General features: G+C 41.5%; 23 protein-coding genes. 16 read left to right on the forward strand and 7 right to left on the reverse strand.

Going from position 1 to position 25931, the window contains the following annotated elements:
- Window positions 1-74: 74 nt before the first annotated feature.
- The 6 genes from OCV43_RS01355 to OCV43_RS01380 form a co-directional block, all read right to left on the reverse strand.
- Complete coding sequence (locus tag OCV43_RS01355; RefSeq protein ID WP_262623206.1) at window positions 75-626, reverse strand: DUF6548 family protein; 552 nt, start codon at window positions 624-626, stop codon at window positions 75-77.
- A gap of 15 nt (window positions 627-641) precedes the next feature.
- On the reverse strand, window positions 642-1223 hold the full coding sequence (locus OCV43_RS01360; protein ID WP_262623207.1) for a sugar O-acetyltransferase: 582 nt from the start codon (window positions 1221-1223) through the stop codon (window positions 642-644).
- A gap of 57 nt (window positions 1224-1280) precedes the next feature.
- Window positions 1281-1847, reverse strand: a complete 567-nt coding sequence (locus OCV43_RS01365; RefSeq protein WP_262623208.1) for a glycerol-3-phosphate responsive antiterminator — start codon at window positions 1845-1847, stop codon at window positions 1281-1283.
- Between the two features lie 248 nt (window positions 1848-2095).
- On the reverse strand, window positions 2096-2464 hold the full coding sequence (locus OCV43_RS01370) for a DUF1667 domain-containing protein (protein WP_262623209.1): 369 nt from the start codon (window positions 2462-2464) through the stop codon (window positions 2096-2098).
- Window positions 2465-2468: 4 nt separating this feature from the next.
- The gene (locus tag OCV43_RS01375; protein WP_262623210.1) at window positions 2469-3782 is read right to left on the reverse strand and encodes an NAD(P)/FAD-dependent oxidoreductase; all 1314 of its coding nucleotides are present in this window, start codon (window positions 3780-3782) and stop codon (window positions 2469-2471) included.
- Window positions 3779-5227 (reverse strand): NAD(P)/FAD-dependent oxidoreductase, encoded by a 1449-nt coding sequence (locus OCV43_RS01380; RefSeq protein ID WP_262623211.1) that lies wholly within the window; start codon window positions 5225-5227, stop codon window positions 3779-3781. Before OCV43_RS01380 ends, OCV43_RS01375 begins: the two co-directional genes overlap by 4 nt.
- 249 nt (window positions 5228-5476) lie before the next feature.
- On the opposite strand from OCV43_RS01380, the gene OCV43_RS01385 reads away from it, so the two are divergent.
- Together OCV43_RS01385 and OCV43_RS01390 are read left to right on the forward strand one after the other, a co-directional pair.
- Entirely contained in the window at window positions 5477-6463 is a 987-nt protein-coding gene (locus tag OCV43_RS01385; protein WP_227701022.1) for a helix-turn-helix transcriptional regulator, read from the forward strand.
- A gap of 15 nt (window positions 6464-6478) precedes the next feature.
- Window positions 6479-6883, forward strand: a complete 405-nt coding sequence (locus tag OCV43_RS01390) for a hypothetical protein (RefSeq protein WP_022243589.1) — start codon at window positions 6479-6481, stop codon at window positions 6881-6883.
- 99 nt (window positions 6884-6982) lie between these two features.
- Here the strand turns inward: OCV43_RS01390 and OCV43_RS01395 are convergent, their stop codons facing one another.
- The gene (locus OCV43_RS01395; RefSeq protein ID WP_117842220.1) at window positions 6983-8593 is read right to left on the reverse strand and encodes a CTP synthase; all 1611 of its coding nucleotides are present in this window, start codon (window positions 8591-8593) and stop codon (window positions 6983-6985) included.
- Between the two features lie 251 nt (window positions 8594-8844).
- Here OCV43_RS01395 and ftsH point away from each other — a divergent pair, with 251 nt between their 5' ends.
- From ftsH to OCV43_RS01465, 14 genes are all read left to right on the forward strand, one after another.
- On the forward strand, window positions 8845-10809 hold the full coding sequence (gene ftsH, locus OCV43_RS01400) for an ATP-dependent zinc metalloprotease FtsH (protein WP_117947729.1): 1965 nt from the start codon (window positions 8845-8847) through the stop codon (window positions 10807-10809).
- Window positions 10799-12673, forward strand: coding sequence for an excinuclease ABC subunit UvrC (uvrC, locus tag OCV43_RS01405; RefSeq protein WP_262623212.1), 1875 nt, complete (start codon window positions 10799-10801; stop codon window positions 12671-12673). Before ftsH ends, uvrC begins: the two co-directional genes overlap by 11 nt.
- 26 nt (window positions 12674-12699) lie before the next feature.
- A complete protein-coding gene (locus OCV43_RS01410; RefSeq protein ID WP_262623213.1) occupies window positions 12700-13995 on the forward strand; it encodes a methyl-accepting chemotaxis protein in 1296 nt (431 codons plus the stop codon).
- Window positions 13996-14040: 45 nt separating this feature from the next.
- On the forward strand, window positions 14041-14982 hold the full coding sequence (hprK, locus tag OCV43_RS01415; protein ID WP_262623214.1) for an HPr(Ser) kinase/phosphatase: 942 nt from the start codon (window positions 14041-14043) through the stop codon (window positions 14980-14982).
- Window positions 14983-14998: 16 nt separating this feature from the next.
- On the forward strand, window positions 14999-16390 hold the full coding sequence (locus tag OCV43_RS01420; protein ID WP_117696662.1) for an aminopeptidase: 1392 nt from the start codon (window positions 14999-15001) through the stop codon (window positions 16388-16390).
- 27 nt (window positions 16391-16417) lie between these two features.
- A complete protein-coding gene (murB, locus tag OCV43_RS01425; RefSeq protein WP_118172849.1) occupies window positions 16418-17329 on the forward strand; it encodes a UDP-N-acetylmuramate dehydrogenase in 912 nt (303 codons plus the stop codon).
- Window positions 17326-18198 (forward strand): RNase adapter RapZ, encoded by an 873-nt coding sequence (gene rapZ / locus OCV43_RS01430; RefSeq protein ID WP_118057105.1) that lies wholly within the window; start codon window positions 17326-17328, stop codon window positions 18196-18198. Before murB ends, rapZ begins: the two co-directional genes overlap by 4 nt.
- Before the next feature lie 13 nt (window positions 18199-18211).
- On the forward strand, window positions 18212-19129 hold the full coding sequence (gene whiA / locus OCV43_RS01435; RefSeq protein ID WP_022243580.1) for a DNA-binding protein WhiA: 918 nt from the start codon (window positions 18212-18214) through the stop codon (window positions 19127-19129).
- 21 nt (window positions 19130-19150) lie between these two features.
- The gene (locus OCV43_RS01440) at window positions 19151-19405 is read left to right on the forward strand and encodes an HPr family phosphocarrier protein (RefSeq protein WP_022243579.1); all 255 of its coding nucleotides are present in this window, start codon (window positions 19151-19153) and stop codon (window positions 19403-19405) included.
- Window positions 19406-19430: 25 nt separating this feature from the next.
- Window positions 19431-20339 (forward strand): diacylglycerol/lipid kinase family protein, encoded by a 909-nt coding sequence (locus OCV43_RS01445; protein ID WP_117696671.1) that lies wholly within the window; start codon window positions 19431-19433, stop codon window positions 20337-20339.
- A 71-nt stretch (window positions 20340-20410) separates the two neighbouring features.
- Window positions 20411-21277 carry a class II fructose-1,6-bisphosphate aldolase gene (fba, locus tag OCV43_RS01450; protein ID WP_227710784.1) on the forward strand — a complete coding sequence of 289 codons (867 nt, stop codon included), beginning with the start codon at window positions 20411-20413 and terminating at the stop codon, window positions 21275-21277.
- A gap of 466 nt (window positions 21278-21743) precedes the next feature.
- Window positions 21744-23864, forward strand: coding sequence for a glutamine synthetase III family protein (locus OCV43_RS01455; RefSeq protein ID WP_262623215.1), 2121 nt, complete (start codon window positions 21744-21746; stop codon window positions 23862-23864).
- A gap of 246 nt (window positions 23865-24110) precedes the next feature.
- A complete protein-coding gene (locus tag OCV43_RS01460; protein ID WP_022243575.1) occupies window positions 24111-24449 on the forward strand; it encodes a P-II family nitrogen regulator in 339 nt (112 codons plus the stop codon).
- A 169-nt stretch (window positions 24450-24618) separates the two neighbouring features.
- Complete coding sequence (locus OCV43_RS01465; RefSeq protein WP_227701031.1) at window positions 24619-25815, forward strand: ammonium transporter; 1197 nt, start codon at window positions 24619-24621, stop codon at window positions 25813-25815.
- The last annotated feature ends 116 nt before the right edge of the window (window positions 25816-25931 follow it).

The following is a 25931-nucleotide window of genomic DNA, read 5'->3' on the forward strand; positions in this document are numbered from 1 at the left end:
TGTAGTAAAATGAATGAAGATGAAAAGGAATTTGAAATGATTGGACAGAAATTAATACAATCAGAAATAGGGAGTTAAATTATAGCTCCAAGGTAAATGAAAAATAGAACAATGAATGCAATAACAATCCCAATAACAATCCATGTCCAGTGAAAATGCATGTTTTGTGGTTCTCTATCAGCTTCATTGGCATAGAGTGGGTTATATGGCATTGTTCTATGTTGCATAGACTGATTTGGTGTGGAGACACTTTTAGCAGGAGTATTGGTATTTCTGTTAGGAGAAAGCAACTGATGTTTTAGGGCAAGAGGGTCACTCTGGTTTAATAATCGCTGATAAAAGGACTGAATCCACAGAGTATCATCTGAGGTAGCGAGCGAACCAGGAGATGTATTGATATCATGGCTGAGCTGATTTCTGAGATAGAGCAGATATTTCAGCTTTTTTAAATCAGAATTCCAGTTGGGAATCATTCTTGCAACTGAAAAGGGAGTATGCTCCATATCTTCAATATAATATTTAATACCACTTTTATAGTTTTTCTCCCGTTCTTTCTGATACAGATCATCACAAAAGCTGGCTGACTTTTTGTACGCTTCATAAAATTCATTATCGGTTGGTGTCATTTTTTACTCCCCCTATTATTTCTTTGCAATGCGGTCTGCCTCTGTAATTGGACGGAGAACACGGCATGGATTACCGGCGGCAACGACATTGGAAGGAATATCCTTTGTGACGACGCTTCCGGCACCGATAATGGTATTTCCACCAATGGTGACACCTGGAAGAATGGTGACATCACCACCCATCCAGACGTTATCGCCAACAGTAATCGGAAGTGCCTTTTCCAACCCAAGATTGCGTTCTTCGGCAATGGTAGCATGAACGGCTGTATACATGCCGCAGTTTGGGCCGATAAAACAGTGGCTGCCAAGAGTGATCGGAGCACAGTCCATCAGATAGGCATTGTGATTGATAAAGCAATCAGAGCCAATGTTACAGTTATAACCATAGTCGGTATAAAATGGGGAGAGAATGGTAACACGTTCACCCATTTTTGGAAGCAGTTTTTTAAGAATATCTTCCCGCAGCGCCTTTTCCTTTGGTGCAGTATGGTTGAAAGTGAAATATAAATCTTCGGCTTTCTCACGTTCTTCTGATAATTCCTGGTCATAATTGGCATCATACCAAAGTCCCAGCTTCATTTTTTCTGATTCTGTCATAGGAAACCTCCTGATTCGTTACAAATAGAAAATGTATAAAATAAATTGAAAATCATATTACAAAAACCACACATCCGGATTCGTAGATGAGATGCAGACTGCTCCGGCATTCAGCATGGTAACTACATCTTCTTTATCGGAAATGAGTCCGCCGGTAATAACCGGAACTTTTGAAAGCCGGCATATGCGGGATACAACCTTAGGCATTAGTGCCGGCAGGATTTCAATGTAATCCGGTTTTACAGAACGAAGCTGCTTTTCAATGCTGTCATAAGCCATGGAATCAATGACGAAGAATCGCAGAATCGTGGAAAGCTCTAATTCCCGGGCTCGTTTGATAAGGACTGGTTTTGTAGTGATAATTCCGTCGGCGTGGGTGTATTTGCGGATGAAATCCACAGCAATCTCTTTTCCGGATAGGCCATTGATTAAATCGATATGTACCATAGCCGTTTTCCCTGCAGCTTTGACCTTATCTACAATATCTGCAATATTGCAGATGTCTCCAAACAGGATAAAAATAACCTGACTGTCGCAGGTGAGACATTTTTTCAATCCTGCCATATCCTTGATGGCTGCAATAATCGGAGAATTATCCATAGCATCTTTACAATTTGAAAGCATAGTAAAACCGCCTTTCTACGCATCGTATTTTCGTATTTATAAATATTATACCGTCATTTCCGGAAATGATAAAGGAAAACTATAGGATAAAAAATATAAATTTGCGGAATTTTATGAACATACGGAACGCATGTAAAAACAAGTACGCCAGCATCCGACCCCTCAATCAGATACTGGCGCACCAAAACAGTTATTCCCCTGGAATAAATATTTATCAGAATGATGTGAATCATTTGATAACAATGAGATTATAATTTTGCAGGAACATTTTTTGTGGCAATAATATCCACGCCGGTACCTGCAACGTCCTGAACCAGAATATCTCCGATAGAAACCGGTGCAGGAACAGTGACGCCACAGAGAGCATTGATAATTGCAAAAATCTTTTCTTTTGGGATATCCTCTTTGGTTTTGCAGGACACCATCGGAATCGTGCCACCGGATACCCGGACGGTAGAAGTTACGATTCTGGTTGGATGGGTAACTTCCTTACGGGCATAAGCATCGCCGCGTTTGCAGGTGTTGCCGGTAACATCAAGAATTTCTGCATTTTCCATGGTTACGGTAATAGAGCAGCCTAAAGGGCAGCCGATACAGGTTAATTCACGTTTTTCCATCCTCTTACGCCTCCTCTATACAAATGGTAATCTGCTCTAAATCAGGGCAGTTGGTAAGCTGTTCTTTGGTAAGGACAACGGATTCCATCTCGCCCGGAGCCATAACCGGACGTTTCCGGAAGCTGATACGTTCTTTGCCGAAGTAAGTGGCAATTCCGCAGTTTTTATAAATTTGTCCCACGCGGAACCGGACAGTAACTTTGTCCGCCATAGCCTCCGGCCGGATGTATTTTGGAACGGTATAGCGGACGCCACCGGTTGGAATAATTTCGACAGATGGCTGGCTGCATTCGGAAACGGATGCATCGGAATGCTGGCTGCTGGTATTACATGCATCAGCAGTGTTGCCGGATAAAATATATTGTGCAGCATTCGCTCCGGCGATACCGGCTTCTTCAGAAACATAATCCACCAGGTCATGGACATGCAGGACATTTCCACAGGCAAAAACACCGGAAATACTAGTTTCTAAGCTGTCATTTACAACAGGACCGGAGGTGACCGGATTTAAAGTGACACCGGCACTGCGGCTTAATTCATTTTCCGGAATCAGACCACAGGATAAGAGGAGCGTATCACAGGAATAATATTCTTCTGTACCGGCAATTGGCCTTCCATCGGAGCCGACTTCTGCAATGGTAACACCGGTGACACGCTCTTTTCCTTCAATATCAATAACGGTATGGCTTAATTTCAACGGAATATCAAAGTCATTCAGACATTGAACAATATTACGCTTGAGACCACCGGAATAAGGCATCAGTTCTGCTACGACTTTTACTTTGGCGCCCTCTAAGGTCATGCGGCGTGCCATAATCAGACCGATATCACCGGAGCCTAAGATAACGACTTCCCTGCCCGGCATATAGCCTTCCATATTGACAAGACGCTGTGCCGTTCCGGCGGAGTAGATACCTGCCGGACGATAGCCCGGAATATTAAGGGCACCACGGCTCCGTTCCCTGCAGCCCATGGCAAGGATAATTGCTTTTGCCTGAATCTCAAACATGCCATCTTTCCGGTTCATGGCAGTTATTTTTTTCTTATGGGAGATATCCATTACCATAGTGTTTAATTTGTAAGAGATGCCAAGAGCGAGTACTTTTTCAATAAAGCGGGAAGCATATTCCGGCCCGGTCAGCTCTTCCTTAAAGGTATGAAGGCCAAAACCGTTGTGTATGCACTGGTTTAAGATGCCGCCCAGTTCTTTGTCACGTTCAATAATGAGAATATCATTTATTCCATTTTCTTTTGCGGATACAGCGGCTGCAAGTCCTGCAGGACCGCCGCCAACGATTACTAAATCATATGATTTCATGGCATTTCCTCCTGAATCTCTTTGTTATATCCATAGACAAACTGTGAAGAGCCACCACATTTGCTGATGTCCGTCATTTCCATAGGAACTTCTCTGGAAAGAATTTCCATGGTACGCGGGGAACAAAAACCTGCCTGACAGCGTCCCATGCCTGCTCTGGTACGACGCTTGATGGCATCTAAAGAGCGGGCACCCAGCGGGCGGTGAATAGCATCGAGAATTTCTCCTTCTGAAATCATTTCACAGCGGCAGATAATGTTTCCATAGGCAGGCTGCTTTTTGATCAGTTCATTTCTTTCTTCTAAGGAAAGCTCTTCTGGTCTTAAAATTCCTTTGCGGGTGGCAATGAAATTTTCTTTTTCGGTTAAATGCATCTTATCCTGCACCAGTCTGGCCATCATGACGCCAATGGCTGGTGCAGAGGAAAGTCCTGGAGATTCGATACCAGCGGCATCAAAAAAGCCGGGAGCATCAGCTGCTTCGCCGATGATAAAGTCGCCATTATCTTCATGGGCACGAAGTCCTGCAAAAGAAGTAATGACCTGACGCATCGGAAGATTCTTAACGCTGTGAGAGGCTTTTTCGGAAAGAGAAGCAAGTCCTTCTCTGGTGGTATTGATACCTTCTTTGTTATCGGTATCCTCTGCGGTCGGACCAACGAGAAGATTGCCGTGAACCGTAGGAGTAACCAGGACACCCTTTCCCATTTTACCCGGTAGCTGGAAAATCGTATGGGATACATGAGTTCCGGCAGATTTATCAAGAAGCTGGTATTCACCTTTCCGGGCGGTAATGTGAAGTTTTTTGCTGCTTACCATATTGTGAAAAACATCTGCATATACACCGGCAGCGTTGATAACAGTTTTTGCGGTGATATCCTGCTTATCAGTGGAAATCAGGTATCCATCTTCTAGGCTGGTGATAGAAGTTACAGCAGTATTTAAAAAGAATTCAACGCCATTTGCAACGGCATTTTCTGCGAAGGCAATTGTCATATGAAACGGACAGACGATACCACCTGTGGGCGCGTAGAGAGCATTTGTGACATGATCGTCTAAATTTGGTTCCATGGTGTGTAAGGCTTCGCGGTCAAGAATGCGTAAGTCTTTGACCCCGTTTCCTTTCCCCTGTTCCAAAAGACGTTCCAATTCGCTGGCATCCTGTTCATCGGTGCAGACCACCAGAGAACCGTTTCGTACAAAAGGAATGTCCAGATCCTTAGAGAGAGTATCCATCATGGCATTTCCTTCTACATTAAGCTTTGCTTTCAGCGTGCCCGGTTTTGCGTCAAATCCGGCGTGGATAATGGCACTGTTGGCTTTGGAGGTTCCGCAGCAGACATCCTCTTCCCGTTCAATGACACAGATGCCTGCCTGATAGCGGGATAACTCTCTGGCAATGGCACAGCCGGTGACTCCGGCACCAATAATTGCAATATCGTACATATAAAACTCCTTTCTGCTGGCAACAAAAAAAGCAAGATAAATAAAAGCGATACTCTCGCTCTTCTTTACCTTGCTCTCGTCTCTTGGTAATTCAATCTTTATTTATACATATTATAACATGAATTGGAATGGGTGACAATTCCTTTTTTACAGTAAAATGAAAAACATAATTTAGGCGGGTGACGAGAAAATGTCAGAAAATTTGAAAAACAGGTATCGCAAAGTTTTGCCCTATGCTATACTAGAATTATGGGAAAAACAGAGCATCAGAAACTGAAAATATTATATATATTAGAACTGCTGTATGAACAGACGGATGAGAAGCATGCTGTCAGGATGAGGGATATTATAGCATATCTGAATCAGAAAGGTATTTCGGCAGAACGCAAAAGTATTTATCGGGATTTGGAGATGCTGCAGGACTTTGGTGTGGATATTTTAAGGGAACAGGAGTACCGAGGCGGATATTATATCGGAAGCCGTGATTTTGAACTGGCAGAATTGAAACTTTTGGTGGATGCGGTGCAGTCATCGAAGTTCATTACACAGAAGAAATCAAGAGAGCTGATACATAAGTTGGAGAAGCTGGTCAGCGTCTATGAGGCAAAACAGCTTCAGCGTCAGGTAGTGGTAACCAACCGGAATAAGACCATTAATGAGAATATTTATTATAACATTGATATGATTTACAACGGAATTTCCGGAGATGTAAAAATCCGTTTCCAGTATTTTTCGTGGAATATCGAAAAAGAAATGGAGCTTCGACGGGACGGAGCATTTTACGAGGTGAGTCCGCTGGTGCTTTCCTGGGATGATGAGAATTATTATCTTATAGCATATGATGAGGAAGATAAGATTATCAAGCATTTCCGCGTGGATAAGATGCTTAAGATTTCACTGACCAGAAAGAAACGGGAAGGTCTTAAGCAGTTTGAAACCTTTGATATTGCATCTTATTCAAAGAAAACTTTTGGTATGTTTGCCGGTGAGGAAGAAACGGTGACACTGCTTTGTGAAAATGATATGATTGGCGTGGTGATTGACCGGTTTGGGCAGGAAGTAAATGTCAGAAAAGCAGATGATATGCATTTTAGAGCAAGACTTCATGTGGCAGTCAGCGGACAGTTTTACGGCTGGCTTTGTGGCCTTGGAGAAAAGGTTGAGATTATCGAGCCGGCAGAGATGAGAGAAAAATATGTGACATATCTTCAGAAGATACAGAATAAATACAGTTAGCAGGTGATGGGAAGAATGGAGACAGAAGTTAAGTATTGTAAGATGTGCAGAAAGGCATTGCCGCCTTTGTCAGACAGGGAATACTGTTATGCCTGTGAGGAACTGCTTCTTTTTGATAAAGTGCGGGAATTTGTACGAAACAATGATGTAAATGAATATCAGGTGGCAGAGTATTTTGATATTCCGGTACGGATGGTAAAGCAGTGGATTAAAGAGGGAAGAATTGAATATAAAGAAAAGGATAAAGCAGGTATTATGTCGAATTATTGTTCCCGGTGCGGACAGCCAGTTTCCTTTGGAACACTTTGTCCACAGTGCCTGCGTCTTTTAAATGGAGAAAAGGCCAGAATGATTGGCTTCTCAAAACCGGAAGAAGGGGAAGAGGGCGAGATGCGTTTCTTAGACGGAGAAAGAAAGTAAGCAGTACTGCTTTGATTTTTGGTTATATTTGTAAAACAGAAACAGCCTGTGATTTTCATGATGTATCATGAAAATCACAGGCTGTTTTTAAAATAAAGTCTATTTCTGCTTTCTGATTTCAGTTGCTGCTTTAATAAAGCCTTTGAATAAAGGATGTGGACGGTTTGGTCTGGATTTTAATTCTGGATGGGCCTGGGTTGCAACGAACCAAGGGTGTCCAGGAATTTCTACCATTTCTACGATACGTCCATCCGGAGAAAGACCACACAGCTTCATACCGTTTTCAGTAAGAATGTTACGGTAATCATTGTTCACTTCGTATCTGTGACGATGTCTTTCGTGGATGGTTTCTTCTCCGTAAACCTGATAAGCAAGGGAGGCAGTATCCAGAACACATGGGTAAGAACCGAGACGTAAGGTTCCACCGATGTCTTCAATGCCATCCTGATCCGGCATCAGAGCAATAACAGGATGTGTGGTATTCGGGTCCAATTCGATGCTGTGCGCGTCATTGAGTTTGCAGACGTGTCTTGCATATTCAATGATAGCAACCTGCATACCAAGACAGAGACCAAGGTATGGAATTTTATGTTCTCTTGCATATTTTGCAGCAGTAATCATTCCTTCTACACCACGGTCACCGAAACCACCCGGTACAATAATTCCGTCAGAATTACCAAGAATTTCTTCTGCGTTTTCATCATTTAATAATTCGGAATCTACCCAGTTTAAATTAACGGTTGCACGCTCGGCAATTCCACCATGTTTTAATGCTTCTACAACAGAGATATAAGCATCATGAAGCTGTGTATATTTTCCGACTAAGGAGATATTTACTTCCTGAATCGGATTGCGTAATGCTTCAACCATATCGGTCCAGTCTTTTAAATCCGGCTCCGGACATGGAAGATGAAGAGAATCGCAGGCAACCTTTGCCAGATTTTCTTTTTCCATGGCAAGTGGTGCTTCGTAGAGATATTCTACGTCCAGATTCTGCAGCACATGGTCATTTGGCACATTACAGAATAAAGCAATTTTATCTTTTAAGCCCTGGTCTAAAGGATGCTCGGAACGGCATACGATAATATCCGGCTGGATACCCATTCCCTGTAATTCCTTTACACTGGACTGTGTCGGTTTGGTCTTTAATTCACCGGATGCCTTGATATAAGGAATCAGTGTTACATGAATCAGAATTGCATTTTCATGTCCGACTTCATGCTGGAACTGTCTGATGGACTCTAAGAAAGGCTGGCTTTCAATATCTCCGACAGTACCACCTACTTCAATGATGGCAATATGGGTATCATTGGAAGTAAAGTTACGGTAGAATCGGCTCTTGATTTCATTGGTAATATGTGGAATTACCTGAACAGTACCGCCACCAAAGTCTCCACGGCGTTCTTTCTGAAGTACAGACCAGTAAACTTTTCCGGTAGTAACGTTAGAATTCTTGGTAAGACTTTCATCAATGAAACGTTCATAATGGCCTAAATCCAGGTCGGTTTCTGCTCCATCATCGGTAACGAAAACTTCACCGTGCTGGATTGGGTTCATGGTACCCGGGTCAATATTGATATACGGGTCAAATTTCTGCATAGTAACCTTGTAGCCTCTGGCTTTTAACAGACGGCCAAGTGATGCAGCAGTAATGCCTTTTCCGAGACCGGAAACAACTCCACCGGTGACAAAGACGTATTTTACAGGCATGGTAGTTCCTCCTTAAATGTGTGTATATGGTTAAAACTTAGATAGACCGACAGTGAATGCGCCGTCGGTCTCATTTTTTCTCAAACTTAGTCTATTATACAACGACAGTAAAAATAAATCCACAAAAATTTATAAAATATTTAGAAAAGAAAGGAAAACTTAACAGAGTTATTATTGATTTATCCGGGCAGATTACATATAATAAGAACTATATTTTGGGAGAGTTTCGAGAATCATATACGGAGGATACAATGGATAACCTGTTTAATAATGGAAATAATAATCAGAATGGTGGAAATAATAACCAGAATAATGGGAATAATAATCAGAACGGCGATAAAAAGGGCGGTAATGGCCAGATGATACTGGCATTTGTTATCATTACTCTTGTGACGCTGTTCTTTATGAGTCTTTTAAACCGTTGCAGTGCAGATATGACTTCCCAGCGGATTACCTATACGGAATTTGTCCAGATGGTAAAGGATGACAAGGTAGAAAAGGTCGAAGTAGGTGCAAACCAGTATAATATCACACCAAAGTCAGATGATAAGACGCTGGTAAAGATGACCTATTATACCGGATTTATTAAAGATGAAAATTTATTAGATCTCTTAAATAAACACAAGGTAGAAATTGACGGATATATTCCGAATAATACATCGACATGGGTATTTAATATTTTAAGTATTGTATTGCCTTTGATTATTATCTGGATTATTTTTGGCGCAGTCATGAAGAAGGCCGGCGGCGGAATGATGGGAGTCGGCAAGAGCAATGCCAAAGTATATGTAGAAAAGACAACCGGTGTAACCTTTAAGGATGTTGCCGGACAGGATGAAGCAAAAGAATCTTTACAGGAAGTGGTAGATTTCCTGCATAATCCGAAAAAATACCGTGAAATCGGAGCAAAACTTCCGAAGGGAGCATTGCTTGTAGGACCACCTGGAACCGGTAAAACGCTGCTTGCCAAGGCAGTTGCCGGAGAAGCAAATGTTCCGTTCTTCTCACTGGCCGGTTCTGACTTTGTAGAGATGTTTGTAGGTGTTGGTGCATCCCGGGTAAGAGATTTGTTTAAGGATGCCCAGAAACAGGCACCATGTATCATATTTATTGATGAGATTGATGCCATCGGCAAGAGCCGTGACAGCAGATTCGGCGGTGGAAATGACGAGCGTGAGCAGACCTTAAACCAGTTGCTGGCAGAGATGGATGGATTTGATACTTCAAAGGGGCTTTTAGTTCTGGCAGCAACAAACCGTCCGGAAGTACTGGATAAAGCGTTACTTCGCCCGGGCCGGTTTGACCGTAGAATTATTGTAGACAAACCGGATTTGAAGGGTCGTCTTGAGACGCTGAAGGTACACTCCAAAGATGTGCATATGGATGAATCCGTAGATTTGGAAGCAATTGCTCTGGCAAGTGCAGGACTGGTTGGCTCCGATCTTGCAAATATGATTAATGAAGCGGCTATTAATGCAGTAAAACATAACCGTAAATTTGTAAATCAGAGTGATTTGTTTGAAGCCTTTGAAATCGTGGCAGTTGGTGGAAAAGAGAAGAAAGACCGTGCCATGAGTAATCATGAGAAGAAGATTGTTTCTTATCATGAAGTAGGTCATGCAATGGTTACTGCATTACAGAAGAATACAGAACCGGTACAGAAAATTACTATCGTACCAAGAACCATGGGGGCATTGGGATACACCTTGCAGACACCGGAAGAAGAGAAATTTCTTGAGACCAAGGATGAATTAATTGCCAAGATAACGACTTATATGGCAGGCCGTGCAGCAGAAGAACTGGTATTCCATTCTGCAACCAGTGGAGCAGCAAATGATATTGAAAATGCGACTAAGATTGCAAGGGCAATGATTACACAGTTTGGTATGTCAGATAAATTTGGCATGATGAGTTTGGCTTCTGTAGATAATGCATATCTGGATGGTGCAGCACATTTGAATTGCGGCGATGAGACAGCGGCACAGATTGATGAAGAAGTCCGTACCATGATTCATAACTGCTATCAGGAGGCATATCAGCTCTTAGAAGAGAATCGCGAGGTATTAGACCATATTGCGGATTATTTATATGAACATGAAACCATTACGGGTAAAGAATTTATGAAGATATTCCGTGAGTTAAAAGGGCTGCCGGATCCGGATGAGGAAAAGAAGGAAGAAGAGGACCAAAAAGAAGAGAACGGGAATGACGTTTAACATTAAAGAAGAATTAAAGAAGCTTCCGGATCAGCCGGGGGTCTATATCATGCATGATGCCAGTGATGCCATTATTTATGTAGGTAAGGCAGTAAGCCTTCGGAACCGGGTACGTCAGTATTTTCAGGCGTGTCATGACGAAGGAATCAAGAAAGACCAGATGGTAAAGAAGATTACCCGGTTTGAATATATTATCACTGATTCGGAATTAGAAGCACTGGTATTAGAATGCAATTTAATAAAAGAGTACAGACCGAAGTATAATACCATGCTCCGGGATGATAAGACTTATCCCTATATAAAGGTGACTCTGGGGGAAGAATTCCCCAGGGTTCTCTTTTGCCGTCAGCTGAAAAAAGACAAATCCAGATATTTTGGTCCATATACCAGTGCCGGTGCGGTGAAAGATACGATAGATTTGTTGAAAAAAATTTATCATTTAAGAACCTGCAACCGGGTATTGCCAAGAGATATTGGAAAAGAACGTCCGTGCCTTAATTACCATATTCATCAGTGTCAGGCACCCTGTCAGGGGTATATTTCCAAAGAGGAGTACCGGGAGAAAATCAATCAGGCAGTAGATTTCTTAAATGGCAATTATCAGCCGGTTTTAAAAGAATTAGAAGAGCGGATGATGCAGGCATCGGAAAATATGGATTTTGAGCGGGCAATTGAGTACCGGGAACTTTTAAACAGTGTAAAACAGGTGGCACAGAAGCAGAAAATCACCAGTTCCGACGGAGAGGATAAAGATATAATAGCTCTTGCAGCCGATGACCGGGATGCGGTAGTTCAGGTATTCTTTATCCGGAGTGGCAGGCTTATAGGAAGAGAACACTTTTATGTAACTATTGCCAATGAAGACAGTAAGGAACAGATACTGGCAACATTTTTGAAGCAGTTCTATTCCGGAACACCATATATCCCAAAGGAAATCATGCTGCAATATGCAGTTGAGGATGCAGCAGTTATTGAAGACTGGCTGACTAAGAAGCGTGGTCAGAAGGTAGTACTCCGGGTACCACAGAAAGGAATGAAGGAAAAACTGGTAGAGCTGGCAGAGAAAAATGCCGCACTGGTATTGTCCCAGGACAGGGAAAAGCTAAAGCGTGAAGAAGGCAGGACAATCGGTGCAATGAAAGAAATTGCATCCTGGCTGGATTTAGAAAAGTTAGAACGTGTGGAAGCCTATGATATTTCCAATATCAATGGATTTGAAACGGTAGGTTCCATGGTGGTTTATGAAAAGGGAAAACCACAGCGCAGTGATTACCGGAAATTTAAGTTAAGAACTATCACGGGACCGGATGATTATGCATCCATGCACGAGGTTCTGACCCGCAGATTCACCCATGGACAGGAAGAAAGGAAAATTTTACAAAAAAAAGGGCTGGATGACCAATATGGGGGATTTACAAAATTCCCGGATTTGATTATGATGGATGGTGGAAGAGGTCAGGTAAATATTGCTCTTCAGGTGCTGGATGAACTGCATCTTTCCATACCGGTCTGTGGAATGGTAAAAGATGATCATCACAGGACGAGAGGATTATATTATCAGAATATAGAGATACCGATAGACACTTCCGGTGAAGGATTTCATCTGATTACAAGAATACAGGATGAAGCACATCGGTTTGCCATAGAATATCATCGTTCTTTGCGAAGTAAGGAACAGGTACATTCTGTGCTGGATGATATTCCGGGAATCGGTCCGGCTCGAAGAAAGGCACTGATGCGAAGGTTCCAGTCTTTAGATGCCATTCGCAGTGCGTCCATAGAAGAATTGTCTGGGACAGAAACGATGAATGAAAAAGCAGCGGAAGAAGTATTCCGCTTTTTCCACGGGGAAGAGGAAAAATAAAAAGAAAAAGAAAAAGGAGAATCACTATGACCAAAGAAGAAAAATTCAAAAACAAAAGTATCAAGAAAAAAGTTAATGATTCATTTAACATGATATTCAGGCTGTATTTTGCAACAGTAGCACTAGCCAGTCTGGGATTGATTCTGCTGGCAGTGGTACCGGATGCGTTCCGTATTCCGGTTTTGGTTATCTGCATTGTGATTATGCTGACAATCGTAGTAGTAAGTGTTACTTTAACCGGCCGGGAATCCAAGTGGTTAATTTATTATATTGTAAAACCAATCCGGGAATTAGAAGATGTAGCAGAGCATCTTTCTCATGGAGAATTACATGAGAAAGTAACTTATCAGTCTGAAGATGAAATCGGAGAACTGGCAAATCAGTTCCGTAATATGGAAGATACTTTACAGAAAATTGTTGGTGATTTACAGAATATTTTAAAAGAATTTGCACAGGGTAATTATACCGTACATTCTTCATGCAAAGAAGCATATGTGGGAGAATTTGAAACAGTGATGGAAGAACTGGTAAGCACCATCCAGAACGTAAGCAGTACATTATGTCTGATTAAGGAATCTTCTAATCAGGTAGCCGCCGGTTCTGAACAGCTTGCAATCAGCTCCCAGGACCTGGCAAAGGGTGCAACAGACCAGTCTATTGCAGTAGATAATCTGGTGGAGAATGTTTCAAAGGTTACAGAGCAGGTTGTTGCAAACAGCAAGTCAACAGATATTGTACATGACCGTGCAAAGAGTGTAGGAATGGAAGCAAATGTCAGCCAGAACAAGATGCGGGAACTTATGGAGGCAATGGAACGTATCTCGACAACATCCAAAGAACTGGAAAGAGTTATTACTGAAATTGATGGTATTGCAAGCCAGACCAACCTTCTTTCCTTAAATGCATCCATTGAAGCTGCAAGAGCCGGAGAAGCAGGAAAGGGATTTGCAGTTGTTGCGGAGCAGATTCGTATGCTGGCTGAAAGCAGTGCAGAATCTGCAGAGACATCCAAACATTTACTGGAGACAAACCAGGTAGAAGTAGAACATGGAAATGAAGTAACACAGCAGACATCGGAATCATTAAATAAGGTTATTACAGAACTGGATGCTATTATTACAGAAGTTGCTAATATCCGAATTGCATCTGACCGCCAGGCAGTGTCAGTAAAAGAAATTGAAGATGGTGTAAAACAGATTGATGATGTTATTCAGACCAATTCTGCAGCATCCCAGGAAGCATCAGCAACCAGTGAAGAATTGTCTGCAGAGGCAACTTCTTTAGATGAACTGGTAGAACGTTTCAAATTATTAGAACAGTAAAGAATTATAAAAATACAGGGGTGAAGATAAGGAAGGAGTCATGCCATGGAAGGTGTAGGAATTGAGAAAATTGTAAAAAAACTGCAGTTAAAGAAATATATTGAGGATATGGAATTAAAGGGACACCGCATCAGACTTGCGGATGTAAACCGTCCGGCGTTACAGCTGAGCGGATATTTTGAACATTTCGAGCAGTCCCGTGTACAGATTATCGGTATGGTAGAATATACATACCTGCAGCATTTGAATGATTCAGAAAAGGACAGCATTTACAGCCGGTTCTTAAAATATGATATACCATGTGTTATTTTCTGCAGGGATTTACAGCCGGATGACCTGTTCTTACAGAGGGCAAAGGAAAATAATATTCCGGTATTCGGAACAGGCAGAAGCACATCAGAATTCATGGCGGAGCTGATTTATCTTTTGAGTGAAGAGCTTGCTCCGTGTATTACCATCCATGGTGTGCTGGTAGACGTTTACGGTGAGGGACTTCTGATTACCGGTGAAAGCGGAATCGGTAAGAGTGAAGCAGCACTGGAACTGATTAAGCGGGGACATCGTCTGGTAACAGATGATGTGGTAGAAATCCGTAAAATCAATGAGCATACCTTAACCGGCACATCACCGGATATCACCAGATACTTCATTGAGTTAAGAGGTATCGGAATCATTGATGTAAAGACTTTGTTCGGTGTTGAGTGTGTAAAAGAGAAACAGAATATCGACCTTGTAATTAAACTGGAAGACTGGAAGAAAGATAATGAGTATGACCGCCTTGGCCTTGAGGAAGAATATACAGAGTTACTTGGAAATAAAGTAGTCTGTCATTCCCTTCCAATCCGTCCAGGCCGAAATCTCGCAGTTATCTGCGAGGCTGCAGCCGTTAACCACAGACAGAAGAAGATGGGTTACAATGCAGCTCAGGAATTGTATCGTCGTGTACAGGCAAATCTGAACAAGAAGGACGACGAGGAAGAAGAGTAAAAGGAGATTCATTCATATGGAACGAGAAGTAGCATGGAATCATTACAGTGAAGAAGAGAAGAAGAAAGTTTTTGAATTTGCAGAAGAGTATCGTAAATTTATATCAGCATGTAAGACAGAAAGAGAATGTGTACGCACTTTTGTAGAGCGGGCAGAGGCAGCAGGATATCTTGATATAAAGAAAGTGATTGCAGAAGGAATAAAACTGGAATCCGGTGCAAGAGTGTATGCAGATAATAATGGAAAAGCACTTGCTATGTTCATTGTAGGAAAGAAACCAATGGAAGAGGGCATGCGGATTCTCGGCGCACATGTGGATTCTCCGAGAATGGATTTAAAACAGAATCCATTCTATGAAGATACCGGGCTTGCTATGTTAGATACCCATTATTATGGTGGTGTGAAGAAATACCAGTGGGTAACACTTCCGCTGGCATTGCATGGTGTAGTGGCAAAGAAAGACGGAAGTGTAGTAGAGGTAAATATTGGAGATAAGCCCGGAGATCCGGTATTTGGTGTCAGTGATTTACTGATTCATCTTGCTGGTGAGCAGATGGAAAAGAAAGCAGCAAAGGTTATTGAAGGAGAAAACTTAGACCTTCTGATTGGAAGCATTCCGCTTGCAGGTGAAGAAAAAGAAAATGCCAAGGATACGGTAAAAGAAAATATCCTTGGAATCTTAAAAGAGGAATATGAAATTGAGGAAGAAGATTTCCTGTCCGCAGAGATTGAAGTAGTACCAGCCGGAGAAGCAAGAGATTATGGACTTGACCGGAGCATGATTATGGGGTACGGACATGATGACAGAGTCTGTGCGTATCCATCCTTTGAGGCAATGCTGGCAAAAAATGAAACACCGGAATATACCAGTGTATGTCTTCTGGTAGATAAAGAGGAAATCGGCAGCGTGGGAGCAACCGGGATGCAGTCGAGATTTTTTGAAAATATGACAGCAGAAGTGATGGCAGCAGCAGGACAGTATACAGAACTTGCACTGCGTCGTGCATTGCAGAATTCCCATGTATTATCCTCTGATGTCAGTGCGGCATTTGACCCCAATTATCCGTCCGTTATGGATAAGAAAAATGCAGCATATTTTGGAAAAGGAATGGTATTTAATAAATATACCGGTTCCAGAGGAAAGTCAGGTTCTAATGATGCCAGTGCAGAATATGTTGGAAAATTGCGTGCGGTGATGGACGATGGTAATGTATTTTATCAGACTGCAGAATTAGGTAAAGTAGACCAGGGTGGCGGCGGAACCATCGCGTATATTCTGGCAAATTATGGAATGCAGGTAATTGACAGTGGTGTGGCAGTTTTAAATATGCATGCACCATGGGAAATTATCAGTAAAGCAGATTTATATGAAGCATATAAAGGATATGTAGCATTTTTGGCTTCATAGAGAAATAAAAAATGGGAGAAGCAAATTGTGAGAGAAGACTGGATAGAAGCCATTAAGACAATTGTAGATGAAAGCAGAATACGCTTGCAGGAGCCGATGAGCCGTCATACCACATTCCGGATTGGGGGCATGGCAGAGATTTTTCTGATGCCGACCATCAAAGAGGCAGTGGATGTCATCACATTGTGCAGAGCAAAGAAGATTCCGTATACGATTATTGGAAACGGAAGCAATCTTCTGGTGGGCGATAAGGGAATTCCCGGAGTGGTCATTGAATTTGGCGCAAATGCTTCTTCCATTGAAGTAAAGGAAAATATGATTCATGCCGAAGCGGGAGCATTGCTTTCGAAGGTTGCGCACAAGGCACTGGAAGCATCCTTAGGCGGCATGGAATTTGCAGCAGGAATTCCGGGAAGTATCGGAGGTGCAGTTGTGATGAACGCCGGTGCTTATGGCGGAGAGATGAAGGATATTTTAGTATCTGCGGATCTTTTGACCAAAGATGGTGAAGTGGTAGAAGTTCCGGTAGAAGAGATTTCTTTAAGTTACAGACACAGCCGTGTCATGGAGACCGGGGAAGTAGTGCTGGGTGTAACGTTAAAATTAGTATCCGGAGAAAAAGAGAAAATTGAAGCTGTCATGCAGGAACTCCGCCAGAAACGGCAGGAGAAGCAGCCGTTGGAATTCCCAAGTGCAGGAAGTACCTTTAAGCGGCCGGAAGGCTATTTTGCCGGAAAGCTGATTATGGATGCCGGGTTAAGAGGCTATCGTGTGGGAGATGCCCAGGTATCCGAGAAACATTGTGGCTTTGTTATAAACCGTGGGCAGGCAACTGCAGCAGAAGTGGAAGAGCTGATGCGCAGGGTGCAGGAAAAAGTAGAACAGGAGTTTCAGGTAAGACTGGAGCCGGAAGTAAGAAGGTTAGGAGAATTTTCATGAAACTGGTAATTCTGACAGGAATGTCCGGGGCTGGAAAGAGTACAGCACTTAAGATGATGGAGGATATCGGATTTTATTGTGTCGATAATCTACCGATTCCGCTGATTGAAAAGTTTATAGAGTTGGCAGATTTAAGAAATACCGAGCTTCAGAAGGTTGCTGTGGGTGTGGATATCCGAAGCGGACAGGCATTGGAAGATTTGCAGGATATTCTTGACCACCTGAGAGGTGAAGGAAAAGAATTTGATGTACTGTTTTTGGATGCAGAGGATGGTGTGCTGGTAAAACGTTATAAAGAAACCAGAAGAAGTCATCCACTGGCAGGAAGCGATCGTGTCGATAAAGGCATCGAAGAAGAAAGAAGAAGATTGGAATTCTTAAAGAAACAGGCAAATTACATTATAGATACCAGTCATCTTCTGACCAGAGAATTAAAAACAGAATTAAATAAAATATTTGTAGAGAATCAGGAATTTAAGAATTTATTTATCACAATTTTATCCTTTGGATTCAAGTATGGAATTCCGGCAGATGCAGATCTGGTGTTTGATGTACGTTTTCTGCCAAATCCCTATTATGTGGAAGGCTTACGCCAAAAGAATGGTAATGATAAAGAAATTCAGGATTTTGTGATGCAATATAAGGAAGCCCACGTATTTCTGGATAAATTAGAAGATATGATAAAATTTCTGATACCGAATTACATAACAGAGGGGAAGAGCCAGCTGGTAATTGCCATTGGCTGTACCGGAGGCAAGCATCGTTCCGTAACCCTTGCCAATGAATTGTTTAAACGGTTGGAGAAACAGAAACAGTTTGGAATTAAGATAGAGCATCGTGACATTGAAAAGGATACGATGCGGCACTAGATGGAGATATGAGATGTCTTTTTCAGGAGAAGTAAAGGCGGAACTGGAGAAGCATATAAGTAAAAGCAGACACTGCCAGTTAGCAGAACTTGCAGCAATTATAAGTTTTTCCGGAAGAATGATATTGACGGGAGCAGATCCCAGATTGGAAATTGCAACAGAACATGCCGGATTGGCAAAAAAGTGCTATACGCTTTTGAAGCGGGCATTTGACATCAGTGCAGAGTTATCTGAACAGAATCCGGGTGTGTTATATATAGAAGAACAGGATGCCATGCGCAGGGTATTAATGGCACTTAAATTTTTGGAAGAGGACGGTTCACTGCATCCGTTCCGACAGGCAGTAAATGGAATGTTGCTGCAGAAGTCCTGCTGTAGAAGGACATTTGTAAGAGGAGCATTTCTGGCTTCGGGTTCCATGAGTGACCCGCATAAATCCTATCATTTTGAAATTGTATGTGCAACGCCACAACAGGCAGAACAGCTCAGGACGGTAATCAGTGACTTTGGCATGGATGCGAAAGTGGTGGAACGCAAGAAGCACCATGTGGTATACTTAAAAGAAGGTGCACAGATTGTGGATATGTTAAATATCATGGAAGCACATGTGGCACTGATGAACCTTGAAAATGTACGCATTTTGAAAGAGATGCGTAACAGTGTAAACCGGCAGGTAAATTGTGAAACTGCCAATATTAATAAGACAGTGAATGCTGCAGTAAAGCAGATTGAAGATATTAAGTTTATCCAGGAAAAGGGACGACTGCAGGAATTGCCGGATAATCTTTACGAGATGGCACAGGTACGTTTGGAGCACCCGGAAGCGCCTCTTAAGGAACTGGGGGCATACTTAAATCCGCCGGTGGGAAAATCCGGTGTGAATCACAGGTTAAGAAAGATAAGTGAAATTGCTGAAAACATGAGAGTATGAAAAGGATGAGGAGGAATACATATGATGAAGAAAGAGGTGACCATTAAATTTGTTAATGGTGTCGAAGCAAGTCCCATTGCATTGCTTGTTCAGACTGCAAATCGTTTTTCCAGCAGTATTTATATTGAATCCGGAGATAAAAAAGTAAATGTGAAGAGCATTATGGGTATGATGTCACTGGCAATGAATTATGAGGATATGGTAACAGTTGTTACTGAGGGTGAGGACGAGAAGGAAGCCTTGGATACATTGGAACAGTTCCTGTCTGAGGGCTAGAAGGAAAAGAGAGGTTATGTAAAAAATGAAAAAGAAATTACTTTTTATATTTAATCCACATTCCGGCAAGGGACTGATTAAGAATAAACTGTTAGAAATTGTAGATATTATGGTAAAGGCAGATTATGAAGTAACCATATATCCGACACAGAGCAAAGGGGATGCGCAGAACCATGTCAGAGAAGAAGCGAAGAATTATGATCTGATTGTCTGTAGTGGTGGAGACGGTACTTTGGATGAAGCAGTCAGCGGAATGATGGAAAGTGAAGAAAAGACACTGCTTGGTTATATTCCGGCAGGAAGTACCAACGACTTTGCCAATTCTTTAAGAATACCTAAAAGCATGCTAAAGGCAGCAAATGTAGCGGTAAAGGGAAGAAGGTTTCCGGTAGATATAGGATATTTTAATGGAGATTCATTCGTATATGTGGCAGCATTTGGACTGTTTACTGCAGTATCTTATCAGACCAGCCAGCAGTTAAAGAATGTATTAGGACACGCAGCTTATATTTTAGAAGGAATGAAACAGCTTTTAGACATTCCGGTCTATAAGATGCGGGTGGAATATGATGATGAGGTATTAGAGGACGAATTTATCTATGGTATGATTACCAATTCTATTTCTGTGGGGGGATTTAAGAACCTGACAGGTAAAAATGTACTCCTGGATGACGGTGTTTTTGAGGTGACACTGATTAAAGCACCGAAGAATCCACTGGAGTTAAATGAGATTATTGCAGCATTAACCAGCCGCAAGGATGATACCGACCTGGTATACTCATTTAAGAGCAGCAATATTAAGTTTTATCCGGAAGAAATTATTCCATGGACTTTAGATGGTGAGTTTGGGGGAGACCATAAGGAAGTGGAAATAAGAAATATGCACCAGGCATTGGAGATTATGGTCAAGAATAAAGAAACATCTGTAAAATGATTGTTATATTTTTAACTTTATTTTTGGGAAAAGCCATGGTACAATGAAAAAAAAACAATGGAGGAATCAAAATGTTAGTATCAGCAACAGAAATGTTAAAAAAAGCAAAAGCTGGTCATTATGCAGTAGGCCAGTTCAATATCAACAACCTTGAGTGGACAAAATCAATACTGTTAACTGCAGAAGAATTAAAATCCCCTGTAATTCTTGGTGTATCTGAAGGTGCAGGAAAATATATGACAGGTTTTAAGACCGTTGCAGCTATGGTAAAAGCTATGCATGAAGAACTTGGAATCACAGTTCCTGTAGCACTTCACTTAGATCATGGAACATACGAAGGATGTTATAAATGTATCAAAGCTGGATTTACATCTATCATGTTTGATGGTTCTCATTATCCATTTGAAGAGAACCTTGCTAAGTCTACAGAGCTTGTAAATGTAGCTCATCAGCTTGGACTTTCTATCGAGTGCGAGGTTGGTTCCATCGGTGGAGAAGAAGACGGAGTAGTTGGAATGGGCGAGTGCGCAGATCCTAACGAGTGTAAGACAATCGCTGATCTTGGTGTAGATATGCTTGCAGCAGGTATCGGTAATATCCACGGAAAATATCCGGCAAACTGGAAAGGACTTTCCTTCGAGACCCTGGACGCTATCCAGCAGAAGACAGGAACTATGCCATTAGTACTTCACGGTGGTACAGGAATTCCTGCAGATATGATTAAGAAAGCTATCTCTCTTGGCGTATCTAAGATTAATGTAAATACAGAGTGTCAGTTATCTTTCGCAGATGCTACACGTAAATATATTGAAGCTGGTAAGGACTTAGAGGGCAAAGGATTTGACCCACGTAAATTATTAGCTCCAGGTGCAGAAGCAATCAAAGCTACTGTAAAAGAAAAAATGGAATTATTTGGTTCTGTTGGAAAAGCAGAATAAGAATGATTTTTATAAGGGCCGCCCGTTGTGGCGGCTCTTATTACTTTACAGGAAATTGCTGTCCGTGCGGGAAACCACGGAATGCGTACATTAAAAAGCACAGAAGAGGGTACGGAAAAAGTAGTTGCAGATGAGAATGGGTATGCAGTACCGCCTGGCAGCAACTGATTCCGAAACCGGCGATTGATAAAATCGACAAAAAATGTATATTATTTTGCACAAATTTGTAGAATGTATCAAAAATAAAAAAAATATAAACTTTGACTTGATTTTTTAGAAAGTTTCATGTATTTTAGATATAGCAGATGAAATGTGCGTGACGAACAAGGGTGTTCCAAAGGAATTGGAATGCCCTTTTTTCTATATCTGGGGAATTACCGGAGGAGAGAAGTCATACATTGATTGCAGAAAATAAAAATCATATTTCTCAGGGGATTTATGGTGAGAGGCAGAAAGGATGTATAGTATGAGTGAGACAGAATATTTCAATGTAGCAGATATTTTCGGCGAGAACGTATTCAATGATGCAGTAATGCAGGAACGTCTTCCGAAAAAGACCTACAAAAAGTTAAGAGAAGTAATCGAAGAGGGAAAAGAATTAGATCCCGAGACAGCAGACGTAGTGGCACATGAGATGAAAGAGTGGGCAATCGAAAAAGGAGCTACCCATTATACACACTGGTTCCAGCCATTAACAGGAGTAACCGCTGAGAAACATGATTCCTTTATTACAGCACCAATGCCAAACGGTAAAGTTTTAATGAGCTTTTCCGGTAAGGAATTAATCAAAGGTGAGCCAGACGCATCTTCTTTCCCATCCGGTGGATTAAGAGCAACCTTTGAGGCAAGAGGATATACAGCATGGGATTGTACTTCACCGGCATTCGTAAGACAGGATGCAGCAGGAGCAACTCTTTGCATTCCTACCGCTTTCTGCTCTTACACAGGAGAAGCATTAGACCAGAAGACACCGTTACTTCGTTCTATGGAAGCGATTAATACCCAGTCTCTTCGTCTTTTAAAATTATTTGGAAATACAACATCTAAGAAAGTAACTCCTTCCGTTGGACCGGAGCAGGAATATTTCATCGTAGACAGAGAAAAATATTTAAAGAGAAAAGATTTAATCTTTACCGGACGTACCTTATTTGGAGCAATGCCTCCAAAAGGACAGGAAATGGATGACCATTACTTCGGAATCATCCGTGAGAGAATTGCAGCATACATGAGAGATGTAAATAAAGAATTATGGAAACTTGGTGTATCTGCAAAGACACAGCATAACGAAGTTGCTCCTGCACAGCATGAGTTAGCTCCAATCTACTCCGAAGCAAACGTAGCAGTAGACCACAACCAGTTAGTAATGGAAACCTTAAAGAAGGTTGCCGGTCGTCATGGCTTACAGTGTCTGCTTCATGAGAAGCCATTTGCAGGTGTCAATGGTTCTGGAAAACATAACAACTGGTCTATCACAACAGATGATGGAATTAACTTATTAGAGCCGGGCAAAACACCTCATGAGAACGTACAGTTCTTATTAGTGCTTACCTGCATCTTAAAAGCAGTAGATAAACATGCAGATCTGCTTCGTGAATCTGCAGCAGACGTTGGAAACGACCACAGATTAGGCGCAAACGAGGCACCGCCAGCAATCGTTTCTGTCTATCTTGGAGAACAGTTACAGGATGTATTATCACAGCTTATCTGCACCGGAGAAGCTACACACAGTTTAGCTGGTTCTAAATTAGAGACTGGTGTTAAGACATTGCCTGACTTCATGAAAGATGCAACAGACCGTAACAGAACTTCACCATTTGCATTTACCGGAAATAAATTCGAGTTCCGTATGGTTGGTTCCCAGGATTCCATCGCACAGCCTAACGTTGTATTGAATACAATCGTAGCAGAAGCATTTTCTGAGGCGTGTGATGAACTGGAAAAAGCAGACGATTTCGATATGGCAGTACATGATCTGATTAAGAAATATGCAACTGAGCATCAGAGAATTGTATTCAACGGAAACGGATATTCTGATGAATGGGTAGAGGAAGCAGAGCGTCGTGGACTTCCAAACATCAAGTCCATGGTAGATGCAATCCCGGCACTGAATACAGAAAAAGCAGTTTCTTTATTCGAGCGTTTTGGTGTATTTACCAAAGCGGAGCTGGATTCCCGTGTAGAAATCGAATATGAGACCTACGCAAAAGAGATTAACATCGAAGCAAAAGCTATGATTGATATTGCAGGAAAACAGATTATCCCGGCAGTTATCAAATATACAACAGAGCTTGCAACTTCTGCAGCAGCTGTAAAATCTGTATGTGATGCAGACATCAGTGTTCAGACAGAATTACTGGCAGAAGTATCTGACCTTTTATCTGAGACCAAGGTTGCTTTGGCAAAACTGGAAGAAGTAACAGAAAAAGGTGGAACAATGGAAGAGGGAAGAAATCAGGCTGTATATTATAGAGATGTTGTAAAAACAGCAATGGATGCATTAAGAGCTCCGGTTGACAAGTTAGAGATGCTTGTTGACAAAGATATATGGCCAATGCCATCTTATGGAGATTTAATCTTCGAAGTATAAGAAAGAACTTTAATTGCAGGGCATTCTCCTTAGAGCAGACGGAAAAAAGAGGCATAAAAGGGAGGATGCCAGGCAACTTAAGTTACCTGGCAGATTATGAAAAAGAATATTTAAAGTTATGTTTTTCTTTTGCTTATGACTATACTATATCAGCCTAATTTGAAAAAAGCGTGTTGATAAAGTGAATCATCTTTGAATACCAGGTGAATAAATTGTGAACAATAATAAGAAGGAGGACGAGATAATATGAAAAAGCTGGAAATTATTATCAAACCGGAAAAGCTTGAAGACTTGAAAGCAGTCTTAGAAAGCAGTGAAGTCAATGGTTTAAACATTGTAAACAGCATGGGATATGGTAATCAGAAGGGTATTATCAAGAATTACCGTGGAGCATCTTATAATGTAACATTACTTCCGAAAATCAAAGTAGAGACCGTTGTCTCGGATGAAGTTGCACCAGGATTAATTGATAAGGTAGTAGATGAGATTAATACCGGTAACTTTGGTGATGGTAAAATCTTTGTGTATGATGTAGAAGATGCCGTTCGTATCCGTACCGGTGAACATGGTGACAAAGCATTATAAAAGATGCAAAGAGGAGTAAGGCACAGATAGGAAACTGTCTTGTGGATATTGAAAAATGAATATCGCAAATAAATATTATCGAAGGAGATAAGCAGACAAGGAGAGAGCCTTGTTTGATATCTCTATTTTTTTTACTTTAATATTTATTTTGGTAAAGGAGGAAATGATTATGGATATGAGTGTTTGGTTCCTGATGGGAGCAGCGTTAGTATTTTTTATGCAATGTGGATTTGCAATGGTAGAGGCTGGTTTTACCAGATCAAAAAATACAGGTAATATTACAATGAAGAACCTGATGGACTTCTGTATTGGTACCGTTGCATTTTATTTATTAGGATATAATATTCTTTGTGGTGATGGAAAATTTGTGGGATGGGGTTTAAACCCATTGAAGAATTTTGGAACAACAGACTGGTCCAATTTCGTATTTAACCTGGTATTTTGTGCAACAGCTGCAACAATTGTATCTGGAGCAATGGCAGAGCGTACCAAATTCATTACATATTGTATTTACAGTTTTGTAATCAGCCTGATTGTATATCCGGTAGAAGCACACTGGGTATGGGGCGGAACTCCATGGCTTACAGACCTTGGATTTACAGATTTCGCAGGTTCTGCATGTATTCATATGGTAGGTGGAATTACCGCATTTATCGGAGCCGCTTTATTAGGACCTCGTATTGGTAAATATGACAAAGATGGTAAATCAAGACCTATTATGGGTCACAACATTTTAATTGGTGCTTTGGGAGTATTTATTCTCTGGTTTGGCTGGTATGGATTTAATGGTGCAGCAGCAACTGATACCTTACAGCTTTCACAGATTTTTGCAACAACAACCATTGCACCGGCAGCAGCAACTGTTACAGCAATGATTTATACCTGGATTAAGAATGGTAAACCGGATGTGTCCATGTCCTTAAATGGTTCCCTGGCAGGTCTGGTAGCAATTACAGCAGGATGTGCAAATGTTGATGCAGTAGGTGCATTCGTTATCGGTGGTTTAGCTGGTATCCTTTGTACCATGTCAGTATACTTTGTAGAAGACAAATTAAAAGTAGATGACCCGGTTGGCGCTGTATCCGTACACGGTGTCTGTGGTCTTTTTGGAACATTGATGGTAGGTCTCTTCGATTATACAGATGGCCTCTTCTATGGTGGCGGAGTTCATCATCTGGCTATTCAGGCACTTGGTGTCGTATGTATCGCAGGCTGGGTAATTGTAACCATGAGCATTGTATTTATCGTATTAAAGAAGACAATTGGTCTTAGAGTATCAAAAGAAGAAGAGTTAGAAGGTCTGGATTCTACTGAGCATGGCTTAGAGTCAGCTTACCCGGATTTTGTAACAAGAGAACTTCACTAATCATGTACTAATCTAATTGTGATTAGGTTAGTAATTATCTAATCCGAGTTATAGGACAAAATGTGTTGATGAAAACCGCTTTCAAGCCTTGAAAATAAAGGGCTGAAGGCGGTTTA

The organism is Roseburia amylophila, from assembly GCF_025567465.1.
In the GTDB taxonomy this organism is placed as follows: domain Bacteria; phylum Bacillota; class Clostridia; order Lachnospirales; family Lachnospiraceae; genus Roseburia_C; species Roseburia_C amylophila.